Origin of the sequence: Nocardiopsis sp. NPDC101807, from assembly GCF_044766605.1 — a bacterium.
Taxonomy (GTDB): Bacteria; Actinomycetota; Actinomycetes; order Streptosporangiales; family Streptosporangiaceae; genus Nocardiopsis; species Nocardiopsis tropica.
Genome location: NZ_JBIWMK010000001.1, coordinates 1,144,182 through 1,160,454 on the forward strand (window position 1 = coordinate 1,144,182; position 16,273 = coordinate 1,160,454).

The following is a 16,273-nucleotide window of genomic DNA, read 5'->3' on the forward strand; positions in this document are numbered from 1 at the left end:
CCCCGCGCCCGTCCGGGGGGAAGGAGACGAGGGACATGGGCCTGAAGGACCGCCTCGAGGAGGACCGCGTGGTCGAGGGCCGCGCGGACAGCGCCAGCGTGACGCACTGGCGGCGCCGCCTCCTGGAGGAGATCAACCTGGAGGACCTCACCCAGCTGACCCTGGCGCAGCGCCGCGTGCGGCTGGAGAAGGTCGTGGGGCACATCCTCACCCGCGAGGGCCCGGTGCTGTCCGACCGCGAGCGGTCGCTGCTGATCCGCAGGGTCGTGGACGAGGCCCTCGGCCTGGGTGTGCTGGAGCCCCTGCTGGCCGACGAGACCGTCACCGAGATCATGGTGAACGGCCCCGACAACGTGTTCATCGAGCGCGGCGGCAGGATGCAGCGGGTGGACGCCACCTTCAACGGCGAGGAGCAGCTCTACCAGACCATCGACCGCATCGTGTCGCTGGTCAACCGCCGGGTGGACGAGTCCTCGCCGATGGTCGACGCCCGCCTGCCCACGGGCGAGCGCGTCAACGTGATCATCCCGCCGCTGTCGCTGTCCGGGCCGATCCTGACCATCCGGCGCTTCCCCAAGCCCTACCCCATCGACGAGCTCGTGCGGATGGGCAGCCTGGACGCGCCGACGGGCATCCTGCTGGCGGCGATGGTGCGGGCCCGGTTCAACATCGTGGTGTCCGGGGGCACCGGCACGGGGAAGACCACGTTCCTCAACGCCGTGTCGGCGTTCGTGCCGACCGACGAGCGCATCGTCACCATCGAGGACTCCGCCGAGCTCCAGCTCATGCAGGAGCACGTGGTGCGGTTGGAGACCAGGCCGGCCAACATCGAGGGCCGGGGCGAGATCGCCATCCGCGACCTGGTCCGCAACGCGCTGCGGATGCGCCCCGACCGCATCATCGTCGGCGAGGTGCGCGGCCCGGAGACCATCGACATGCTCCAGGCCATGAACACCGGCCACGACGGCTCCCTGGTGACCGTGCACGCCAACTCGGCCGACGACGCCATCCACCGGTTGCAGACCCTGGCGACGCTGGGCGACGGCAACGTGCCCTACGACGCGATCCGCGACCAGATCAACAACGCGGTGGACGCCATCGTGCACCTCGGGCGCTGGCCGGACGGGTCGAGACGGGTCAACGAGATCGCCGTGGTCTCCTCGCGCCGCCGGGAGGAGTTCCGGCTGGACCCGGTGATGACCTTCGACGCCCTGCCCACGGGGCCCAACCGGTCCGTGTCCGGCGAGTTCCGGCACTACCCGATGCCGCGGCACATGGCGGGACGGATCTACCACGTGGGCGAGGCCATCCCGGCGGCGTTCGGCGTCGTCCCCGACGAGGGCGTCGCGGGCCGATGGTGAACCCCCTTCCCGCGCCCTCCGGGGCGTGCCCGCCCCCCACCCGATTGGAGCCCCGGTGACCTGGCAGTTCGTAGTGATCCTCGGCGGCCTGGCCGTGGTCCTCGCCCTGGCCCTGTGGGGGCTGTGGGAGTTCGTCGCCAGCGCCGAGCAGCGTCGCATGATCGCCGCCCGCAGCGCCCTGGACCGGGCCGAGTACGAGGCGTCCACGCCGGCCGCCCGCCTGGACGCGGCCATCTACCGCACCCAGTGGGGTTCGCGTCTGTACCGCCGGATCGCCAGGTCCGGGGCGGACGTGCGCCTCTCGACGTTCGTGCTCGCGCTGACCGGCGGATCGCTCCTCGCGGTGGTCGTGGTCTGGCAGGTCCTGGCCCCGTTCTTCGGCCTGCTGGCCGCGGTCGGGGTGGCGTTCCTCTTCTTCTCCTACCTGAACCGGGCGGAGGCCAAGCGGCGCGAGGAGTTCACCGCCCAGCTGCCGGACCTGGCGCGGGTCCTGGGCAACGCGACCTCCGCCGGGCTGGCGCTGCCCACGGCGGTGGCGATGGCCGCCGAGGAGCTGGACGGGCCCGCCGGGGAGGAGCTGGGCCGGATGGCGGAGTCGATGAAGCTCGGCGCCGGCTTCGAGGAGGCCGTGCGGGAGCTGCGCGAGCGGATGCCCTCGCGGGAGCTGGGTGTGCTGCTGTCCACACTGGTGGTGGCGTCGCGCTCGGGGGGTTCGCTGGTCACGGCGCTGCGCAACATCTCCACGACGCTGGAGAACCGCAAGGAGACCCGGCGCGAGGTGCAGACGATCCTCAGCGAAACGACGAGCACCGTGTGGGCTCTGGGGTTCATGTCGGTGGGCGCCCTGTTCCTGATCAACGGCATCGAGCCCGGGATCATGCGCGTCATGACCACGTCCGTCGCGGGGGTGACGGTGCTCCTGGTGGTGGCGGCGCTGTTCGCGCTCGGTTTCCTGCTGGTGTCCCGCATCACCAAGTTCGACCTCTAGAAGGACTCCCCCGATGAGTGTGCTCCCCACCCTGGTCCCGCTCGCCGCGGCGCTGGCCGGCGCCCTGGTCGTGCTGACCGCCTGCTACGGCCTGTACCTGACCATGTCGCGGACCCGGGTGGAGGTGGGCGGTCCGGCGGCCCGCGCACCCCGGACCAGGACGGAGGAGACGTTCTTCCTGCACCGCCTGACCGAGGCGATCGGCAGGCCCTTCGTCACGTCGGTCCTGGCGTCGATGAGCCCGCGGATGCGCGCCTCCGTCACCGAGCGGCTGGAGGCGGCGGGGCGCCCGGACGGGCTGACCGTCGAACGGTACGTGCGGCGCAAGATCGGCGAGGTGGCGCTGTACGGCCCCCTGGGGCTGCTGATGTTCGCCGTGGGCAGCCCTCTGGTCGGCGTGGTCGTGCTGGCGTTCATGGGGTTGACCGATCTCAGCATGTACGTCCAGGGCCAGGAGCGGGCCGACCGGGTGCAGTCGCAGCTGCCGGACTTCCTGGACGTGCTCTCGGTGACGGTGAGCGCGGGGATGTCGTTCCGGGCCGCCGTGGCCAGGGTGGCCGAGTCGATGCCCGGGGTGCTCGCCGACGAGTTCACGCTCGCCCTCCGGCAGATGGAGCTGGGGACGTCCCGGCGCGAGGCCTTCGAGATGCTGCGGCGCCGTACCCGCAACGAGTCGCTGAGCAAGTTCGTGACCGCCATCCAGCAGGCGGAGGAGCTGGGCGCACCGCTCAGCGACACCCTGGTGGACATCAGCCGGGACATGCGCCGCGCCGACGCCCAGTACATGCGCCGCAAGGCCCAGAGGATGAACCCGCGCGTGACGATGGTGACGGCGGTGACCCTGCTGCCGGGGCTGCTGATCCTCATCGTCGGGTCCATGTTCCTGGGCACCGAGATCGACCTCGGCGCCATCTTCGGCGGCTGACCGCCGGGCCCTCGGGCGTCCCCCGACCGCGGTGGCGGCCCCTCCCCGTGCTCGGGGAAGGGCCGCCCGGGGCCGGCCGGGCCCCCGCCGCCCGCGGTCGGCGGCGGAGGGCCCGCCGGTCACCCGTCGGAGGGGAAGAGTCCGGGGTCGCCCACGTCCAGCAGCGGTTCGTGGATCCCGTCGCCGGAGGTGTCGGTCCAGTCGTGGTTGCCCGCGCCGACGAGGGTGTCGTACAGCGCCAGCACCCCGGCCCGGTCGGTCGGCTTGGCCGGGCCCGCGGCCAGCAGGGCCAGGCCGCCCGCGGCGTGGGGCGAGGCCATCGAGGTACCGCTCATGGACCCGTAGCCGCCACCGGGCATGGTGGAGGTGATGCAGGAGCCGGGTGCGGCGATCTCCACGACCGAGCCGTAGTTGGAGAAGTAGGACAGGGTGTCGTCGTCGTCACCGGTGCAGCGGAGCGTGCCGCCGGTGCCCCCGGGTGCGCCGTCGGAGTCGGCCATGGAGGAGACCGTCAGGACGTCGGGGTGGTTGGCCGGGAAGAAGTTCGCGGCGTTGGTGGCACTGTTGCCCGCGGCGACGGCGAAGGCGACGCCGGCGTCGACGGACCCGGCGATGGCCCGGCTGAGGGCCTGGTTGGTGCACCCCTGGCAGCCCAGGCTCATGTTGGCCACGGCGACCTGGTCGGCGTTGGCGGCGACGTAGTCCACGCCCGCCGTGATCCCGGCGAGGGAGCCGCTGCCGCCGGAGTTCAGGACCTGCACGCTCCAGATGGCGGCGCCGGGCGCCACGCCCACCACGCCCTCGTCGTTGTCGACGGCGGCGGCGGTGCCCGCGACGTGGGTGCCGTGGCCGTTCCCGTCGGCGCCGGTGACGGGGACGCAGGTCCCGCTCGTGCAGTTCACGGCGTCCACGACGTTCAGGTCGGGGTGGCCCGCGTCCACACCCGTGTCCAGGACGGCCACGGACACGTCGGGCACGTAGTCGGCCTGGCCGTTGATGGCCAGGCCGGGGTTGTCCGGGGCGAACGTGCGGGCCACCCCGTCCGGGACGTCCTGCGCGAAGGTGTGCATGACCTGGTCCTCCTGGACGAAGGCCACGTCGGGGTCCTGGAGCAGGGCGGCGGCGTCGGCGGCGGTCATGTCGGCCGCGTAGCCGGTGAGCGCGTGCTCGTAGACGCTGCTGGGGTCGTCTCCGTGGCGGTCGGCCACGTCGTCCGGGGAGGCGTCCCCGTCCAGGACGACGATGTAGGTGCGTTCTGCCGTGTCCGTCGTGTCGGGGCCGGGGCCGCCGTCGGCGAGGGCCGGGCTCGCGAGCACGGCGGGTAACAGGGCTGCGGCCGCGAGGACCGCACCGAACTTGCGCATGGTGGGAGGAACCCTTCGGGGAGGGGGCGGGGGATGCGGGGGGGTGGCCACCCTGCTCCCATCATGCGCGCCGGCCCGGGTGAGGACAATACGTGGTCACTACGTAACTTCCCGGAGCGACCGGGGCTACGTAGGGCGTTTCCGCGGACACTGACGGACACCGGCGCGGCGGTTCGCGTCGGGCCCCGGAGACCGGTCGCTCCGGAGGGACACGTGTCGTGACCGGTTGCGGGAACGGCCCCGCCCCCACCGCCGCCAGGGGCGACGGCGGTGGCAGTGGGAGCGGGTCTCCTCACGGTCGACCGCGGGCGGCACGACGCCCACGGTTCCGGACAGCGGCTACGCGGGCCCGCCCGGAGGGAGGGGGATGGCGGTCAGCACGGGGAACAGCGCGGACTCCTCGTAGTCCAGGTGCGCCTCCAGCTCCCGCGTCATCCGGTCCAGCTCACGTCGGAAGGCCTCCGGATCGGCGGTCGCCAGGTCGCCGATGAGCGCCTCCAGCTCTCCGCGGACGCGGTCCACGGTGCGGTGTTCCTCCGACAGCCTCCTCAGCGCCTCCTCCAGGTGCGGGTCCGCCTCCGCGAGGCGGGGGAACATCGACTCCTCCCCCGTGTGGTGGTAGTGCAGGGACTCGCAGAACGCCAGGCAGTGCTGCCGCAGCTGGAGGTTGAGCCCGAGCCTCGGCTCCACGTCCGCCTCCCGCTCCTCCCTGGCCGCGCGTTCCGCGAGGAAGGCGTCGGCCTCCTCCCGGACGTGCCGGAGCTGGGCGCGCAGCCAGGTGTGGATCTCCACCAGCTTCTCGGCGAGGTTGGCGGCCTCGGACGGGCCCGGGGAGTGGGTCCGCTCCAGTGCCACCACCGGCAGGACCCTGGCGGTCCCGGCCTGGTAGTCGCCGTACCCGGGGACCAGGCGCACGATTTCGGCGAACCACCGGTCCCGTTCCGCGCCCTCGGCGGGAACGGCGACGGCGGTGAACTCCTCGGTGCCCAGCTCCACGGTGACCGCGGGGTGGGCGAGGAGGTTGTGGTACCAGGCGGGGTGGCGGTCGGAACCTCCTGCCGAGCCGACGACCAGCAGTTTCTCCTCCACTCGGACGAATCCGAGCGGGGTGGTGTGCTCGCGGCCCGATGTGGCGCCCGTGGTGGTGAGCAGCAGCAGGTCACCGCCCTCGAACATGCCGCCCACGCGGCCGCCGTTGGCGCGGAACTCCTCCACGACCGGGACGTTGAAGTCGCTGACGTGCGGTGCGGTCGGTGCGTACGGATCTGACACGGGTCTCCTTCGGGGTGTGGGGTGGGCGACCGCCCCCGAGGGATCCCGCACGCGACCGGAGGCGCGCACGGCGGACCGCGCGGCGGAGCACGCCGGCGGACCGCCCCTGCGCGCGGGCGCGGAAGGGTCGGGCGGGGTGACAGGGGTCCCGGAGGTGACCGGGTGTCGTGGAACTCGGGGAGGTCGCGGTGGATCAACGCGTTCGGGCGTGGCTCGGGCCGACGCCGCGCGGACTCCTAGGCGCGATGCATGGTGGGTGCGCTCACGGTGCTCTCCTCGACGATCAAGGTGCCTCCATGCCCGCCGACCGGCCCACTGCTCATGGTCGGGGCACGCGACACGCCGGTGAGCCTACCCCAGGGGGTAGGGCCGGGTCCACCGGAAAAGGTGTGCCTGCCCCATGGGGCGCGGCCTCCCCGGTCCGTAGCTTCGTGGACACACCGATCGAGACGAAGGCGGACCACAGTGAGCCCGAACCCGGGTACGGCCGGAGCGCCGCCCACCGACCCCGCGCCGACCCCGGTGCGCTCCCTCGCGCCGGACCTGGCACGGGGTTTCATGCTGGTGTTCATCGCCCTGGTGAACGCCCAGTTCTTCCTGGTCGGACCGGATCCCGTACGGACCTTCGGCGACCAGGCCGTGGCGGTCGTCCAGCTCACCCTGGTGAACGCCCGTGCCGTCCCCCTGTTCGCGTTCCTGTTCGGGTACGGGGCGGTCCGGATCATGGGCAGGGTCCGTGCCGGCGGGGGCGGGTGGATCCACGTCCGCCGGCTGCTGCGGCGGCGCGGCTGGGTGATGCTGGCGATCGGGGCGGTGCACGGCGTCCTGCTGCTGCCGGTGGACATCGTCGGCGCCTACGGGCTGGCGCTGCTCCTGTTCGTGGGGCTGACGCGGGCGCGCGATGCCGTTCTGCTGTGGACCGCCGGTCTGCTGGCGGCCGGGGCGACCGCCCTGAACACCGCGTTGACCGTGGCGCTGGCCGGCGCGGGCGGGGAGACCTCGATCGCGGCGCCGTCGCTGACCGAGGCCGGCTTCCTCGCCGCCTCGGCCGAACGGTTCCGGGAATGGCTGCTGTACACACCGGTCACGATGCTGACCGTCGCCATGCCGATGATCGCCCTGGGCGTCTGGGCGGCGCGGCGCCGAATCCTGGAGGAGCCGGGGGCGCACCGCCCCCTGCTGGTCCGCACGGCCGTGATCGGTCTCGGCGCGGCCGTCGCCGCGGGGTTGCCGAGCGCTCTGGTGTACGCGGAGCTGGTGCCCGCGGGAGCGCCCCTTCCGCAGGCCCTGCTGGAGCTCCTGCACGATGCCGTCGGCTGGTTCGGCGGCCTGGGCTGGGCGGCGCTGTTCGCCCTTCTCGCGGCCCGCTGGGAGGGGCGCCGCGCCGGCGGAGGGCCCTCCGCCGGGTACGGACCGGCGGTGTCGGCGGTGGCGGCGGTCGGACAGCGGTCGCTGACCTGCTACCTGGCGCAGTCGGTGGTGTTCACCCTGGTGTTCGCGCCCTACGGCGCGGGGCTGGGGGCGACCCTCGGCGTGGCCGGGGCCGCGGCGGTCGCGGTCGCCACGTGGCTGGCCACGGTGGTCCTGGCGGAGGTGCTGCGCAGGGCGGGGCGCCGGGGCCCCGCGGAGGCGGTGCTGCGCCGTCTGACCTATGCCGGGAGCACCCACGCCCCCTCCCCCTGAGAAGGCGGCCCGGGACGCGGCGACCGCATCGGCCGGTGGGCGATCGGAGAGGGGGTCTCGGCGCCCGGGGGCCGCACCTCGGCGGGGTCGGGGACGCGCAGGTCCGGTCGGCCGTTCAGCTCCACGAACGTGTACTGCGTGTACCACCGCTGCACCGGGACGGCGGGGGCCAGGAGCGACGGCGGCGCCTCCTGGGAGACGGGGCGCCCGTTGAGGACGGGGCCGACGTCCGCGGCTCCCTCCGTGGCGAAGGACAGCGGGACGCCGTCCTCCGTGGCGACGAGCGTGAACCGTGTCGCCTCCCGCGCGTCGGTGTCGGAGGTCCGGAAGTCCCCCTCCACCCGGACGGCGGGCACCTCCTCGGGCACACCGCCCGCGAGGTGCCCGTAGGCGTCCTCCGCGGGCGCGGGCGCGCGGAAGACCGTCTCGGCCTCTCCGGTGACCGTGCCGGCCTCCGCCGCGCGGACGAGCGGCCCGACCACCCCCTCCGGGGTGAACGTGGCGGCCGGCGCGGGCCCGGACCCGACCCGGTACCAGGTGGGGGCGCCGTCCCAGGCGCTCCCCTCCCCGCGCAGCAGCTCCCCGTCCACCGCCATCAGGTCGCTGGTACGCGACCCGCTGACGGTACTGCTCCAGCGGAGCGCGTCCGGGGGCCCGGACTGGCGCAGTACCCGGTCGAACAGGGTCGGGACGGTACCGGTGTCGGCGGGAAGGGGCTGGCCGAAGCCCTCGCCGTTCCCCGCGTGCGTGAGCACGGTGAGCTCGAAGGACTCCGCGGCCAAAAACGTGTCCAGCGACGCCGCCACCAGGTCCGCCCCGGAGAGCCGCGCGGACCCCTCCGGCTCCGCCCCGGCGCCGCCCCCGCCTTCCGGCGCGGCGGCGTCCGTCCCTTCCGCCAGGGAGTCCAGGAACAGGTACCCGCCGCCGAGCGCCGCACCGACGAACACACCCGCGGCGACCGCGAGGGCGAGGGGCCCGCCCGGCCGGCCCCGGCGCAGCAGGGCGCCGACGGGGCGCCCGGCGCCTCCGTCGCGCGTGCCCTCCCGGCCCGGGCCGGCGGGACCGGGGTGCGGCCGGACCGCCCCCGGGCCGTGTTCCGCCAGGGCCCGGGCGGCGTCGGCCCACCGCCCGGGCCGGTGCCAGGCCGTGTCGACCGGCGGCCAGTGGGCGTGGACGAGGCCGCGCAGGCGGTCGGCCCACACCTCGCGGGTGGCGTCGTCCTCGACCCCCGCGAGCAGCAGGCACTCCAGGTACGCCTCCTCCGACGAGGGCCGTCGCCCGGGGTCCGGCGACAACGCGCGGCTCAGCAGGTCGCGCAGCCCCTCGGGGACGGCGGACAGGTCGACGGAGCCCTCGGGGGCCCGGCCGGTCGCGGCGAACGCCACCAGGCACGCCCACGAGAACATGTCCGAGGCGGGGTCGGGCCGGGCCCCCGCGCGGCGTTCCGGGGAGAGCCACCCGGGGCCGCCCTCGGTCGTCGGCGCCTCGCCGGCATGCGACCGGCGCGCGAGCCCGTGGTCGATCAACCGCGGGCCGCCGGGGGCGACGACGACGTTGGCGGGCCTGACGTCACCGTGGGGCACGCCCGCCGCGTGGACCGACGCGAGGGCCTCCGCGGTCCCCGCCGCCAGGACGAGGAGCGCGCCGCCGGCCAGCGGACCGCTGTCTTCCAGGTGGCGGACGAGGTCGGCCCCGGGCACGTACGGGGTCGCCGACCACGGTCGGGGGCCCAGGCTCCCGCTGTCCTCGACCCTCACGCAGCACACGCCCCGTTTCCCCCGGACCACGGCGGGGGCGCCCGGCGCCCCCGGGGACGGGGACCGCTCCGGGTGGGCGAGCTTGAGCGCGACGGGCTCCCCGTCCGGCGACACGGCCGCGTGGACGGTGCCCGCGCCGTCGCGGCCGAGGCGGCCGATCAGCCGGTGGCCGCCGACCTCCTCCGGGTCGTCGCCGGCGAGGGGGCGGACGTGCGGTGGGAGGGGAGCAGACGGGGTGGGTGCCATGGGGGGAACGCTTTCGACTCTCCTGGGCCGTCGGCGCGGTGTCCGACCCGTCCAGCCACGACCCATGGGTACGGGAATCTCCTGGATACAGAGCGTACATTCCCGAACGCACCCGGGGACCTCCCCGCCCGCCTCCCGCGGCCTGGAGGAGGGGCCGGAGAACACGCGTGCACCGCGCCGGGCCCACGGCCCGGCAGGCCCCGGGGGCCGACCGACGGTGCGCCGCTCCCGGGGCGGGGAGCCGGGCCCGGACACAGCGGCCCGCCGGAGACGGAGGAGCGCGGAGGGCCCCATTGCAGCCGGGCGCAACCCCTGACAGGGGCCTCCGCCGTCGCCTACTGTGTGAACGCAGCGCCCGGCCACGGCTTCCGTCCGGCCGTGACTGGGCGCTGACCCGCCCTCATGTGGCCGCTGGAACCGGTGGGCCCTCGGTGGTCCCGTGGTCCTCCGGGGCCCCGGGCTCCTCCGGCTCGCCGCCTGCAGCGGTGTCCCGGCACTCCAGCACCGACTCCAGCAGCCCCGGGAAACGGATGTCCAGCTCCGTGTCGCGCAGGGAGATGAAGCAACGCGTGCCCTCGGTCCGGTTCTGCACCAGGCCGGCGTTGCGCAGGATCTTCAGGTGGTGGCTCAGCGTGGACTGGGCGATGGGGAGGTCGATGTCCTTCCACGCCCGCTCGCCCTCCATCGCCGCGAGCATCCGCACGATCCGCAACCTGGTCGGTTCGGCCAGCGCGGAGAGCACCGTCACCAGCTCCACGTCGTTGAGGGCGGGGTGCTCCTGCTCCCTGGGAGCCAAGGCGGTCCTCCTCGTGCGGGGCCTGGCCGACGACCAGACGGGATTTGGCTCATGGACAGTCGCGAGTGTACCTTCGTAGTTCGATGTTCGTCGAACATCGAACGCGCAGACAGGCTGGGGTCACCGACCCTCCCGCCCCGGCCCTGCCGCAGGAACCGCTACGCAGCAGGGGAAGAGGGCAACCATGTCCACCATCGCGCTGTCCGTGCTCGACCACGCCAGCATCGCCGAGGGGTCCACCCCCGGCCAGGCGCTCCGCTCCGCCCGGGAACTCGCCCAGCACGCGGAACGCGCGGGCTACACCCGCTTCTGGCTCTCCGAGCACCACAACATGCAGGCCATCGCCAGCGCCGCCACGTCGGTCTCGCTGGGGTTCATCGCCGAGGGCACGACCAGCATCCGGGTCGGCGCCGGCGGCATCATGCTCCCCAACCACTCGCCGCTCGTCATCGCCGAGCAGTTCGGCACCCTGGAAGCCCTCTACCCGGGACGCGTCGACCTCGGCCTGGGTCGCGCGCCCGGCACCGACCCGCGCACGATGGCGGCGCTGCGCCGCGACCACAGCGCCTCCTCGACGTTCCCCAGCGACGTCCAGGAGCTCCAGGCGTTCTTCGAGCCCGCCGAACCCGGCCAGCCGGTCCGCGCCGTTCCCGGCGAAGGGCTCCGGGTCCCCCTGTGGATCCTCGGTTCCAGCCTCTTCGGCGCCCAGCTCGGCGCCCAGCTCGGCCTGCCGTACGCGTTCGCCTCGCACTTCGCCCCCGACGCCCTGTACGAGGCCCTCAAGGCCTACCGTGCGGGTTTCCGGCCCTCCGCCCAGCTGGAGAAGCCCTACGTCATGGCCGGGGTGAACGCCTTCGTCGCCGACACCGACGAGGAGGCCCGCCGACTGTTCACCACCATGCAGCAGGCGTTCCTCGGCACCCTGCGCGGCGCCCGCGGGCGGCTGCGCCCGCCGGTCGAGAACCTCGACACCGCATGGCGTCCCGGCGAGAAGGAACGACTGGACCACATGCTTCGTTACTCGTTCGTGGGCTCCCCCGAGACCGTCCGCGAGAAGCTCGAACTGTTCGTCGCTGACACGGGTGTGGACGAGCTGATGGTGTCGTCGATGATCTACGACCAGTCGGCCCGCCTGCGCTCGTTCGAGCTGCTAGCGGAGGTGGCCGAACTCCGGCGTCCGGAACAGGGCTGACCCACACCCGAGCCGGGAACCGGTCAAGGGTGGCGGCGCCGAACTGTAGGCAGGCAGTGGCGCCGTCTTCCCGGTGAGGGCGGGCCGGGCGGGGCTTCGGCAGAACCCCGCCCGGCCCCGGCCCACCCCGGACAGCCGCCCCCGGAGGCCGCCCCCGGTCGCGACCGGCGGGCTCAGTCGCCCCCGCCGCCCCCGCCACCGCCGTCTCCTCCTCCGCCGCCGGAGTCACCGCCGCCACCGCCGAAGCCGCCCCAGCCACCGCCGCCGCCGGACCCGTCGCCGCCGGACCCGTCGAAACCGCCGTTCCAGCCGTCGCCGCCGGAACCGCCGCCGGAGGTGCCGCTCTCGGAGGTTCCGCCCTGGCAGAGCTCGGCGAACTCGCAGAGGGAGTCCAGGTCGATGGTTCCCCCGCCGCCCGCGTCCCCCCGGCCTCCCGAGCCGACGTTGGCCGCGGTGAGGTCCGGGCTGGGGGCCGGCGATCCGTCCTCGTACACCGTCCTGTGGGAGATCCCGCTGCGGGCGCCGGCCCGCAGCGCCCGGAAACCGGTGACCGCCGTACGGCGAACCGCCTGGTCCCGGGTCATCTCGGCCGTGGTCAGGGCCGTGCTGTTCCCGTAGCGCTCCCGGGCCCGCGCGACGACCTCGTCGCCCGCCGCGGTGTTGGGCAGGACGGCCGGACCGCCCGTCGCGGCCAGGACCGCCTGTGCGGCGACGAGGAGGGCCGAGGCCGCGAGGCCGCCCGCCAGGGCCGCCAACCCCGGGTTCGCCGGCTTCACCAGGAAGAACGTTCCCGCTCCCACCGCGGCTACCAGCAGCGAGAGGATCCTCAGCCCGCGGATCGTCCTCGGGAGCCCGGCCCGCCGCCCCAGGATCGCGCGAACCTCGGGGGTGTCGACGATCAGGCCGGACCCGGCCAGGTCCCGTCTGATCTGCTCCACGCCGCGGCCGGTCACCACCCGGCGCACCATCTCCCGGGCGCTGACCCCGACGCGCTTCTTGAACGCCTTCACCAGGACGCGCCGTACGGGATCCTTCTCGTGCGCGTAGGGGCTGCCGGGCCCCACGAGGGTGAAGAACCCCCTGGCGGCCTGGCGCCGGATGCGGTCGCCCAGGAACGCGTCCACGACCGCGGTCTCCCCCACCCGCACCGGCCCCCCGGCGAGGAAGGCCAGCTCGTTCGCGCTCAACTCGTCGGGGTCGGGGGCCGGGACCGGTCCCGGGCTCCGCCGGAGAGCGGCACGGAGGTCGAGGTGGCCGCGGACGACCCGCAGAAGCGGGACGCCTCCGACCAGGAGGCCCGCAGCCACCCCCAGCACCAGGAAGAGAATAGAACCGCCGTCCATCCCCGCCGCCTTTCCGCGTCGGTGTCGGGATCACGCTCCCTCCGACCGTCCCGGCCGGAACGGCCCACCCATCCAACACCACGGCGCTACCGCGTACACGGGGTGGCCTGGCACTACACCCCCGGCCATGGCACCTCGACGGACCGCGTGCCATCATGGTCACTCGACGAGCACCGATCGTGACCTCCCTGGCAGCGCGGACGTGAACCACCGACTCCCCGGTTACCGGCATCCACCTGGGCCGACATCGAGCCCTGTGGAAAGTGTGTGGCCCCGTGCCCCGGAGGGCATCCTGAAGAAAGATGGCCACATCCGGCCAGGACGCGGGGCGGCACCCGAGCCCGTGTCGGATAGTGGTTCCCCAGGGTCACTCAGAACCCGCACGCACACCCCGTGGACCCCCGCCTCGGTTCACCGGCGCAGAGCCGCACCCAGTCGGCGCCCCCAGCCCTTCCCGCAAGGAGTCAGTTCCGTGAACAGTCCCAACAGGTTCTGGGTGACGCTCAGCACCTACCTGGCGCCCCCCTCCGAGAGGCAGGACGAGGGCGCGGGGATCGTCGAATACGCCGCCATCCTCATCCTCGTCGCGGCCATCGCCGTCGGCGTGTTCGCACTCGGAATTCCAGAGAACATCAGCGGGGCTGTCGGAACGGCCGTTTCCGATATTCTCAGTGGGCCCTGACGTGCGCAATGTCGCTCTTTTCCGACAAGGACGCACAGGGGACCGAGACCTGCACATGAACACCGACCGGGCATGCGAAAGCAAGAATGCCCATACCTTCAGAAGCCATACCTTCACCACGGGGGCCGGTTCCGCATTCCTCGGCCGCGGCACCGCGACCTCTCTTCTACTCCTCACCATCACCGGATGCGTGGTCGCCCCGGAATCAACCGGAAACGACAACGGCAACCCGGACTCGTCCGCCGCCCAGCCCTCCGAACCCGGCGATCGAGAAGAAACCCAACCCATCGCAAGCACCACAACCACAGCCACAGACCCCGGGAGCGATCTCCAGATAGACGTGTTCGCGCTCGAGAGGCTCGAGAACAACCTCGTCAGACTCAAGCTCGGGGTCACGAACAACTCTTCCGAGAGCTTCTCCCTCGTCGACGGGCTCTCCCAAGAAGGCGACCAGAGCACAGCGAGTCACGTATCACTCATCGATTCAGAAAACCAGAAGCGTTATCTGAGTTATGATCAAAGCAATGGAAAATGCTTCTGCTCTCCTCCTGTAGAAGGGTCCCTTCAGGCAGGTGAGTCGGTCGACATGTGGGTCATCTACCCGGAACCCCCACCGGAGCTGGAATCCATGACGGTTGTCACCGCCTTAGCGCCTCCTCTGCTCGACGTACCCTTGGGATATGCTTCGGAGAGCATCGAGAACGAGGGGCTCGCTGAGGCCGAGATCCTGGACCTCACCCTGATCTCGGACAACCTCGAGGACCAGACGGGCCGCACAGAGAGCGGGGACGAGGTCAGCATCATCCTCTCCTCGGACGTTTTGTTCGAGACGAACAGGGCAACCCTCAGCCCCGAAGCAGAGGAAATCCTCGAACAAGTGGCGACCGAGATCGACGATGCCACCTCGGCAACGGTGAATATTGACGGCCACGCGGACAACACCGGCAACGATTCCATCAATCTCCCGCTTTCCGAGGAACGAGCAGAAGCAGTGGAGACGACACTGAGCGAACTGGTCACCAGGAACGGCATCTCCTACGAGAGCGAGGGACACGGTTCAAGCGACCCCATCGCCGACAACAGTTCCGAAGTAGGACGAGAGCGCAACCGCCGAGTCAGTGTTACCTTTGAAAAGTAGGGGACAGCCGTGAGGAGAACAACTCGATCCGCCGGACTCCTGGCACTGACCGCGTCCACCTTCCTTGCCGTTTCTACCGGAATCCCCGGGGCATCTGCAGCTCCCCGCGCAAGCGATCTTGATGCGCTTGGAACGTCACAGGGAAACGCGACGGAGTCCTCCGGACTCATCGCCGAAGTCAACCAAGTGGAAACCAACGAATCGGGGAATATCCTCTCCGTCACCTGGAGCATCGAGAACCAAGCTTCGGAACGGGTGGTTCTCACCTGGCTGTACGGTCGCACCTACACCTACTCCGGAGCCAACTTCTCTGGTGTCACAGTAGCGAGCAATGAGGGGGCTTCCCGCCATCACCCGGTGATGGACGGCATGGGTGAGTGCCTGTGCTCAGGAAACAACTCCTCCTCCTTCAAAGAACGCCTGGAGGTCGGCGACAAGGTCTCCTATTGGTCCATGTTCTCGGTGCCGGGTGACGTCGATGCGGTGACGATCGAGATCCCCGGGTTCGAGCCCATCGAGGATGTTCCGATTTCCTGACCCCTGTCCCGCTCCCTTTCCGGACACCCGTAGGAGACGGCGTTGCCCACCCCCCACCGCCCCGCCCCCGGAGGCAGCCGACGGCCCTCCCCCAGCGGTCCGCCCGGACGCTCGGGCGCACGCCACGGGCCGCCTCGCGTGCGGGCCCGGATCGAACGCGCCTGCCGCTGGTTCCGTCCGGCGCGAAGATCCGACCGGGACGGGGGCGCGGCCCTCGTGGAGCTCGCGGCGGTCACCGTACTGGCCGCGGCGATCATGGTCTCGGTGTACCAGCTCGAACTGAGCCAGACCTTCAACAGCGGGGTCCGGCAGATGGTCTGCCTGGTCGAGGGGCCCGACTGCGGCGACGAGACGTGGGTCGACGCCGACCGGCCGGAGGAACCCGAGCAGTACGAGTGGAGCGGCGACGACCCCACCTCCACCGAGAACCAGAGCCTCGCCATGCGCATGGCCGCGGACGCCGGGTGGACCGACGGCGAATGGCAGTGCCTGAGCAACCTGTGGGGCACCATCTCCAGCTGGGACCACACCGTCATCGACACCGAGACGGGCAACAGCGGCATCGCCGGGTTCAACCCGGCCAGGCACGGCTCGATGCCCGCCGGTTACATGGAGAGCCCCTCGGCGCAGATCTCCTGGGGGATCGGCTACATCGCCGCCGCCTACGACTCGCCCTGCGGCGCCTTCGCCCAGTGGGAGGGTTCCGGCGCCTACTGAACGTCCCCGGCGCGTGCCCGCCGGGGCCGGCGTCCCGTGCGCCGTCCCCCCTCCGGGGGACGGCGCCTTTCTCGTTCCCCGGACGCCCCGTGGTGTGCGCAAAAGCCGCACAGTGACCGGCAAACCTTCAGGCATCAATCAGACATAAAGTACTTTCTACTTACACAGGACCCATAGCCTGAGCGTTCATTCCCCACGCCTTTCCCTGCCGGGGGCTCGGATCGGCGTGGTCGGCGGGGGTCGGCGCCTTCCCGCGCGAGAGAACGCCGAGC

14 protein-coding genes are annotated in these 16,273 nt (G+C 72.3%); 9 read left to right on the forward strand and 5 right to left on the reverse strand.

The genetic code is table 11. From position 1 onward, the window contains the following. Positions 1-35 precede the first annotated feature (35 nt). Genes ACIRPH_RS04905 through ACIRPH_RS04915 form a run of 3 tightly spaced genes read left to right on the forward strand, consistent with a single transcriptional unit; the run spans position 36 to position 3,274 of the window. Positions 36-1,361: a CpaF family protein gene (locus ACIRPH_RS04905; RefSeq protein WP_402909267.1), complete on the forward strand. Its 1,326-nt coding sequence runs from the start codon at positions 36-38 to the stop codon at positions 1,359-1,361. Positions 1,362-1,416: 55 nt separating this feature from the next. Continuing rightward, positions 1,417-2,349: a type II secretion system F family protein gene (locus ACIRPH_RS04910; protein WP_402909269.1), complete on the forward strand. Its 933-nt coding sequence runs from the start codon at positions 1,417-1,419 to the stop codon at positions 2,347-2,349. 13 nt (positions 2,350-2,362) lie between these two features. Beyond that, entirely contained in the window at positions 2,363-3,274 is a 912-nt protein-coding gene (locus ACIRPH_RS04915) for a type II secretion system F family protein (protein WP_402909271.1), read from the forward strand. 119 nt (positions 3,275-3,393) lie between these two features. On the opposite strand, the gene ACIRPH_RS04920 is transcribed toward ACIRPH_RS04915, so the two are convergent. Both ACIRPH_RS04920 and ACIRPH_RS04925 read right to left on the reverse strand, forming a co-directional pair. Further along, a complete protein-coding gene (locus ACIRPH_RS04920) occupies positions 3,394-4,638 on the reverse strand; it encodes a S8 family serine peptidase (RefSeq protein WP_402909274.1) in 1,245 nt (414 codons plus the stop codon). A 339-nt stretch (positions 4,639-4,977) separates the two neighbouring features. After that, positions 4,978-5,910 carry a nitroreductase/quinone reductase family protein gene (locus ACIRPH_RS04925; protein WP_402909276.1) on the reverse strand — a complete coding sequence of 311 codons (933 nt, stop codon included), beginning with the start codon at positions 5,908-5,910 and terminating at the stop codon, positions 4,978-4,980. A 465-nt stretch (positions 5,911-6,375) separates the two neighbouring features. Between ACIRPH_RS04925 and ACIRPH_RS04930 the strand changes: the two genes are divergently transcribed. After that, positions 6,376-7,593, forward strand: coding sequence for a DUF418 domain-containing protein (locus tag ACIRPH_RS04930; protein WP_402909279.1), 1,218 nt, complete (start codon positions 6,376-6,378; stop codon positions 7,591-7,593). On the opposite strand, the gene ACIRPH_RS04935 is transcribed toward ACIRPH_RS04930, so the two are convergent. Together ACIRPH_RS04935 and ACIRPH_RS04940 are read right to left on the reverse strand one after the other, a co-directional pair. Then, positions 7,560-9,596 (reverse strand): serine/threonine protein kinase, encoded by a 2,037-nt coding sequence (locus tag ACIRPH_RS04935; RefSeq protein WP_402909281.1) that lies wholly within the window; start codon positions 9,594-9,596, stop codon positions 7,560-7,562. The genes ACIRPH_RS04930 and ACIRPH_RS04935 overlap by 34 nt on opposite strands. A gap of 400 nt (positions 9,597-9,996) precedes the next feature. Continuing rightward, positions 9,997-10,392, reverse strand: coding sequence for an ArsR/SmtB family transcription factor (locus tag ACIRPH_RS04940; protein ID WP_402909284.1), 396 nt, complete (start codon positions 10,390-10,392; stop codon positions 9,997-9,999). A 184-nt stretch (positions 10,393-10,576) separates the two neighbouring features. Between ACIRPH_RS04940 and ACIRPH_RS04945 the strand changes: the two genes are divergently transcribed. Then, entirely contained in the window at positions 10,577-11,584 is a 1,008-nt protein-coding gene (locus tag ACIRPH_RS04945; RefSeq protein WP_402909286.1) for an LLM class flavin-dependent oxidoreductase, read from the forward strand. 173 nt (positions 11,585-11,757) lie between these two features. On the opposite strand, the gene ACIRPH_RS04950 is transcribed toward ACIRPH_RS04945, so the two are convergent. Then, on the reverse strand, positions 11,758-12,927 hold the full coding sequence (locus ACIRPH_RS04950; protein ID WP_402909289.1) for a TIGR04222 domain-containing membrane protein: 1,170 nt from the start codon (positions 12,925-12,927) through the stop codon (positions 11,758-11,760). 472 nt (positions 12,928-13,399) lie between these two features. Between ACIRPH_RS04950 and ACIRPH_RS04955 the strand changes: the two genes are divergently transcribed. The 4 genes from ACIRPH_RS04955 to ACIRPH_RS04970 are packed head-to-tail and all read left to right on the forward strand — an operon-like array spanning position 13,400 to position 16,001. Continuing rightward, the gene (locus tag ACIRPH_RS04955) at positions 13,400-13,609 is read left to right on the forward strand and encodes a hypothetical protein (protein WP_344183509.1); all 210 of its coding nucleotides are present in this window, start codon (positions 13,400-13,402) and stop codon (positions 13,607-13,609) included. A 55-nt stretch (positions 13,610-13,664) separates the two neighbouring features. Then, the gene (locus tag ACIRPH_RS04960) at positions 13,665-14,747 is read left to right on the forward strand and encodes an OmpA family protein (protein ID WP_402909292.1); all 1,083 of its coding nucleotides are present in this window, start codon (positions 13,665-13,667) and stop codon (positions 14,745-14,747) included. A gap of 9 nt (positions 14,748-14,756) precedes the next feature. Continuing rightward, positions 14,757-15,284 carry a hypothetical protein gene (locus tag ACIRPH_RS04965; protein WP_402909295.1) on the forward strand — a complete coding sequence of 176 codons (528 nt, stop codon included), beginning with the start codon at positions 14,757-14,759 and terminating at the stop codon, positions 15,282-15,284. 42 nt (positions 15,285-15,326) lie between these two features. Next, on the forward strand, positions 15,327-16,001 hold the full coding sequence (locus ACIRPH_RS04970; protein WP_402909298.1) for a hypothetical protein: 675 nt from the start codon (positions 15,327-15,329) through the stop codon (positions 15,999-16,001). The last annotated feature ends 272 nt before the right edge of the window (positions 16,002-16,273 follow it).

Coding starts and splice junctions, on each gene's coding strand:
- ACIRPH_RS04905 (WP_402909267.1), top strand. CDS start 36: ATGGGCCTGAAGGACCGCCTCGAGGAGGACCGCGTGGTCGAGGGCCGC.
- ACIRPH_RS04915 (WP_402909271.1), top strand. CDS start 2,363: ATGAGTGTGCTCCCCACCCTGGTCCCGCTCGCCGCGGCGCTGGCCGGC.
- ACIRPH_RS04920 (WP_402909274.1), bottom strand. CDS start 4,638: ATGCGCAAGTTCGGTGCGGTCCTCGCGGCCGCAGCCCTGTTACCCGCC.
- ACIRPH_RS04935 (WP_402909281.1), bottom strand. CDS start 9,596: ATGGCACCCACCCCGTCTGCTCCCCTCCCACCGCACGTCCGCCCCCTC.
- ACIRPH_RS04945 (WP_402909286.1), top strand. CDS start 10,577: ATGTCCACCATCGCGCTGTCCGTGCTCGACCACGCCAGCATCGCCGAG.
- ACIRPH_RS04950 (WP_402909289.1), bottom strand. CDS start 12,927: ATGGACGGCGGTTCTATTCTCTTCCTGGTGCTGGGGGTGGCTGCGGGC.
- ACIRPH_RS04960 (WP_402909292.1), top strand. CDS start 13,665: ATGAACACCGACCGGGCATGCGAAAGCAAGAATGCCCATACCTTCAGA.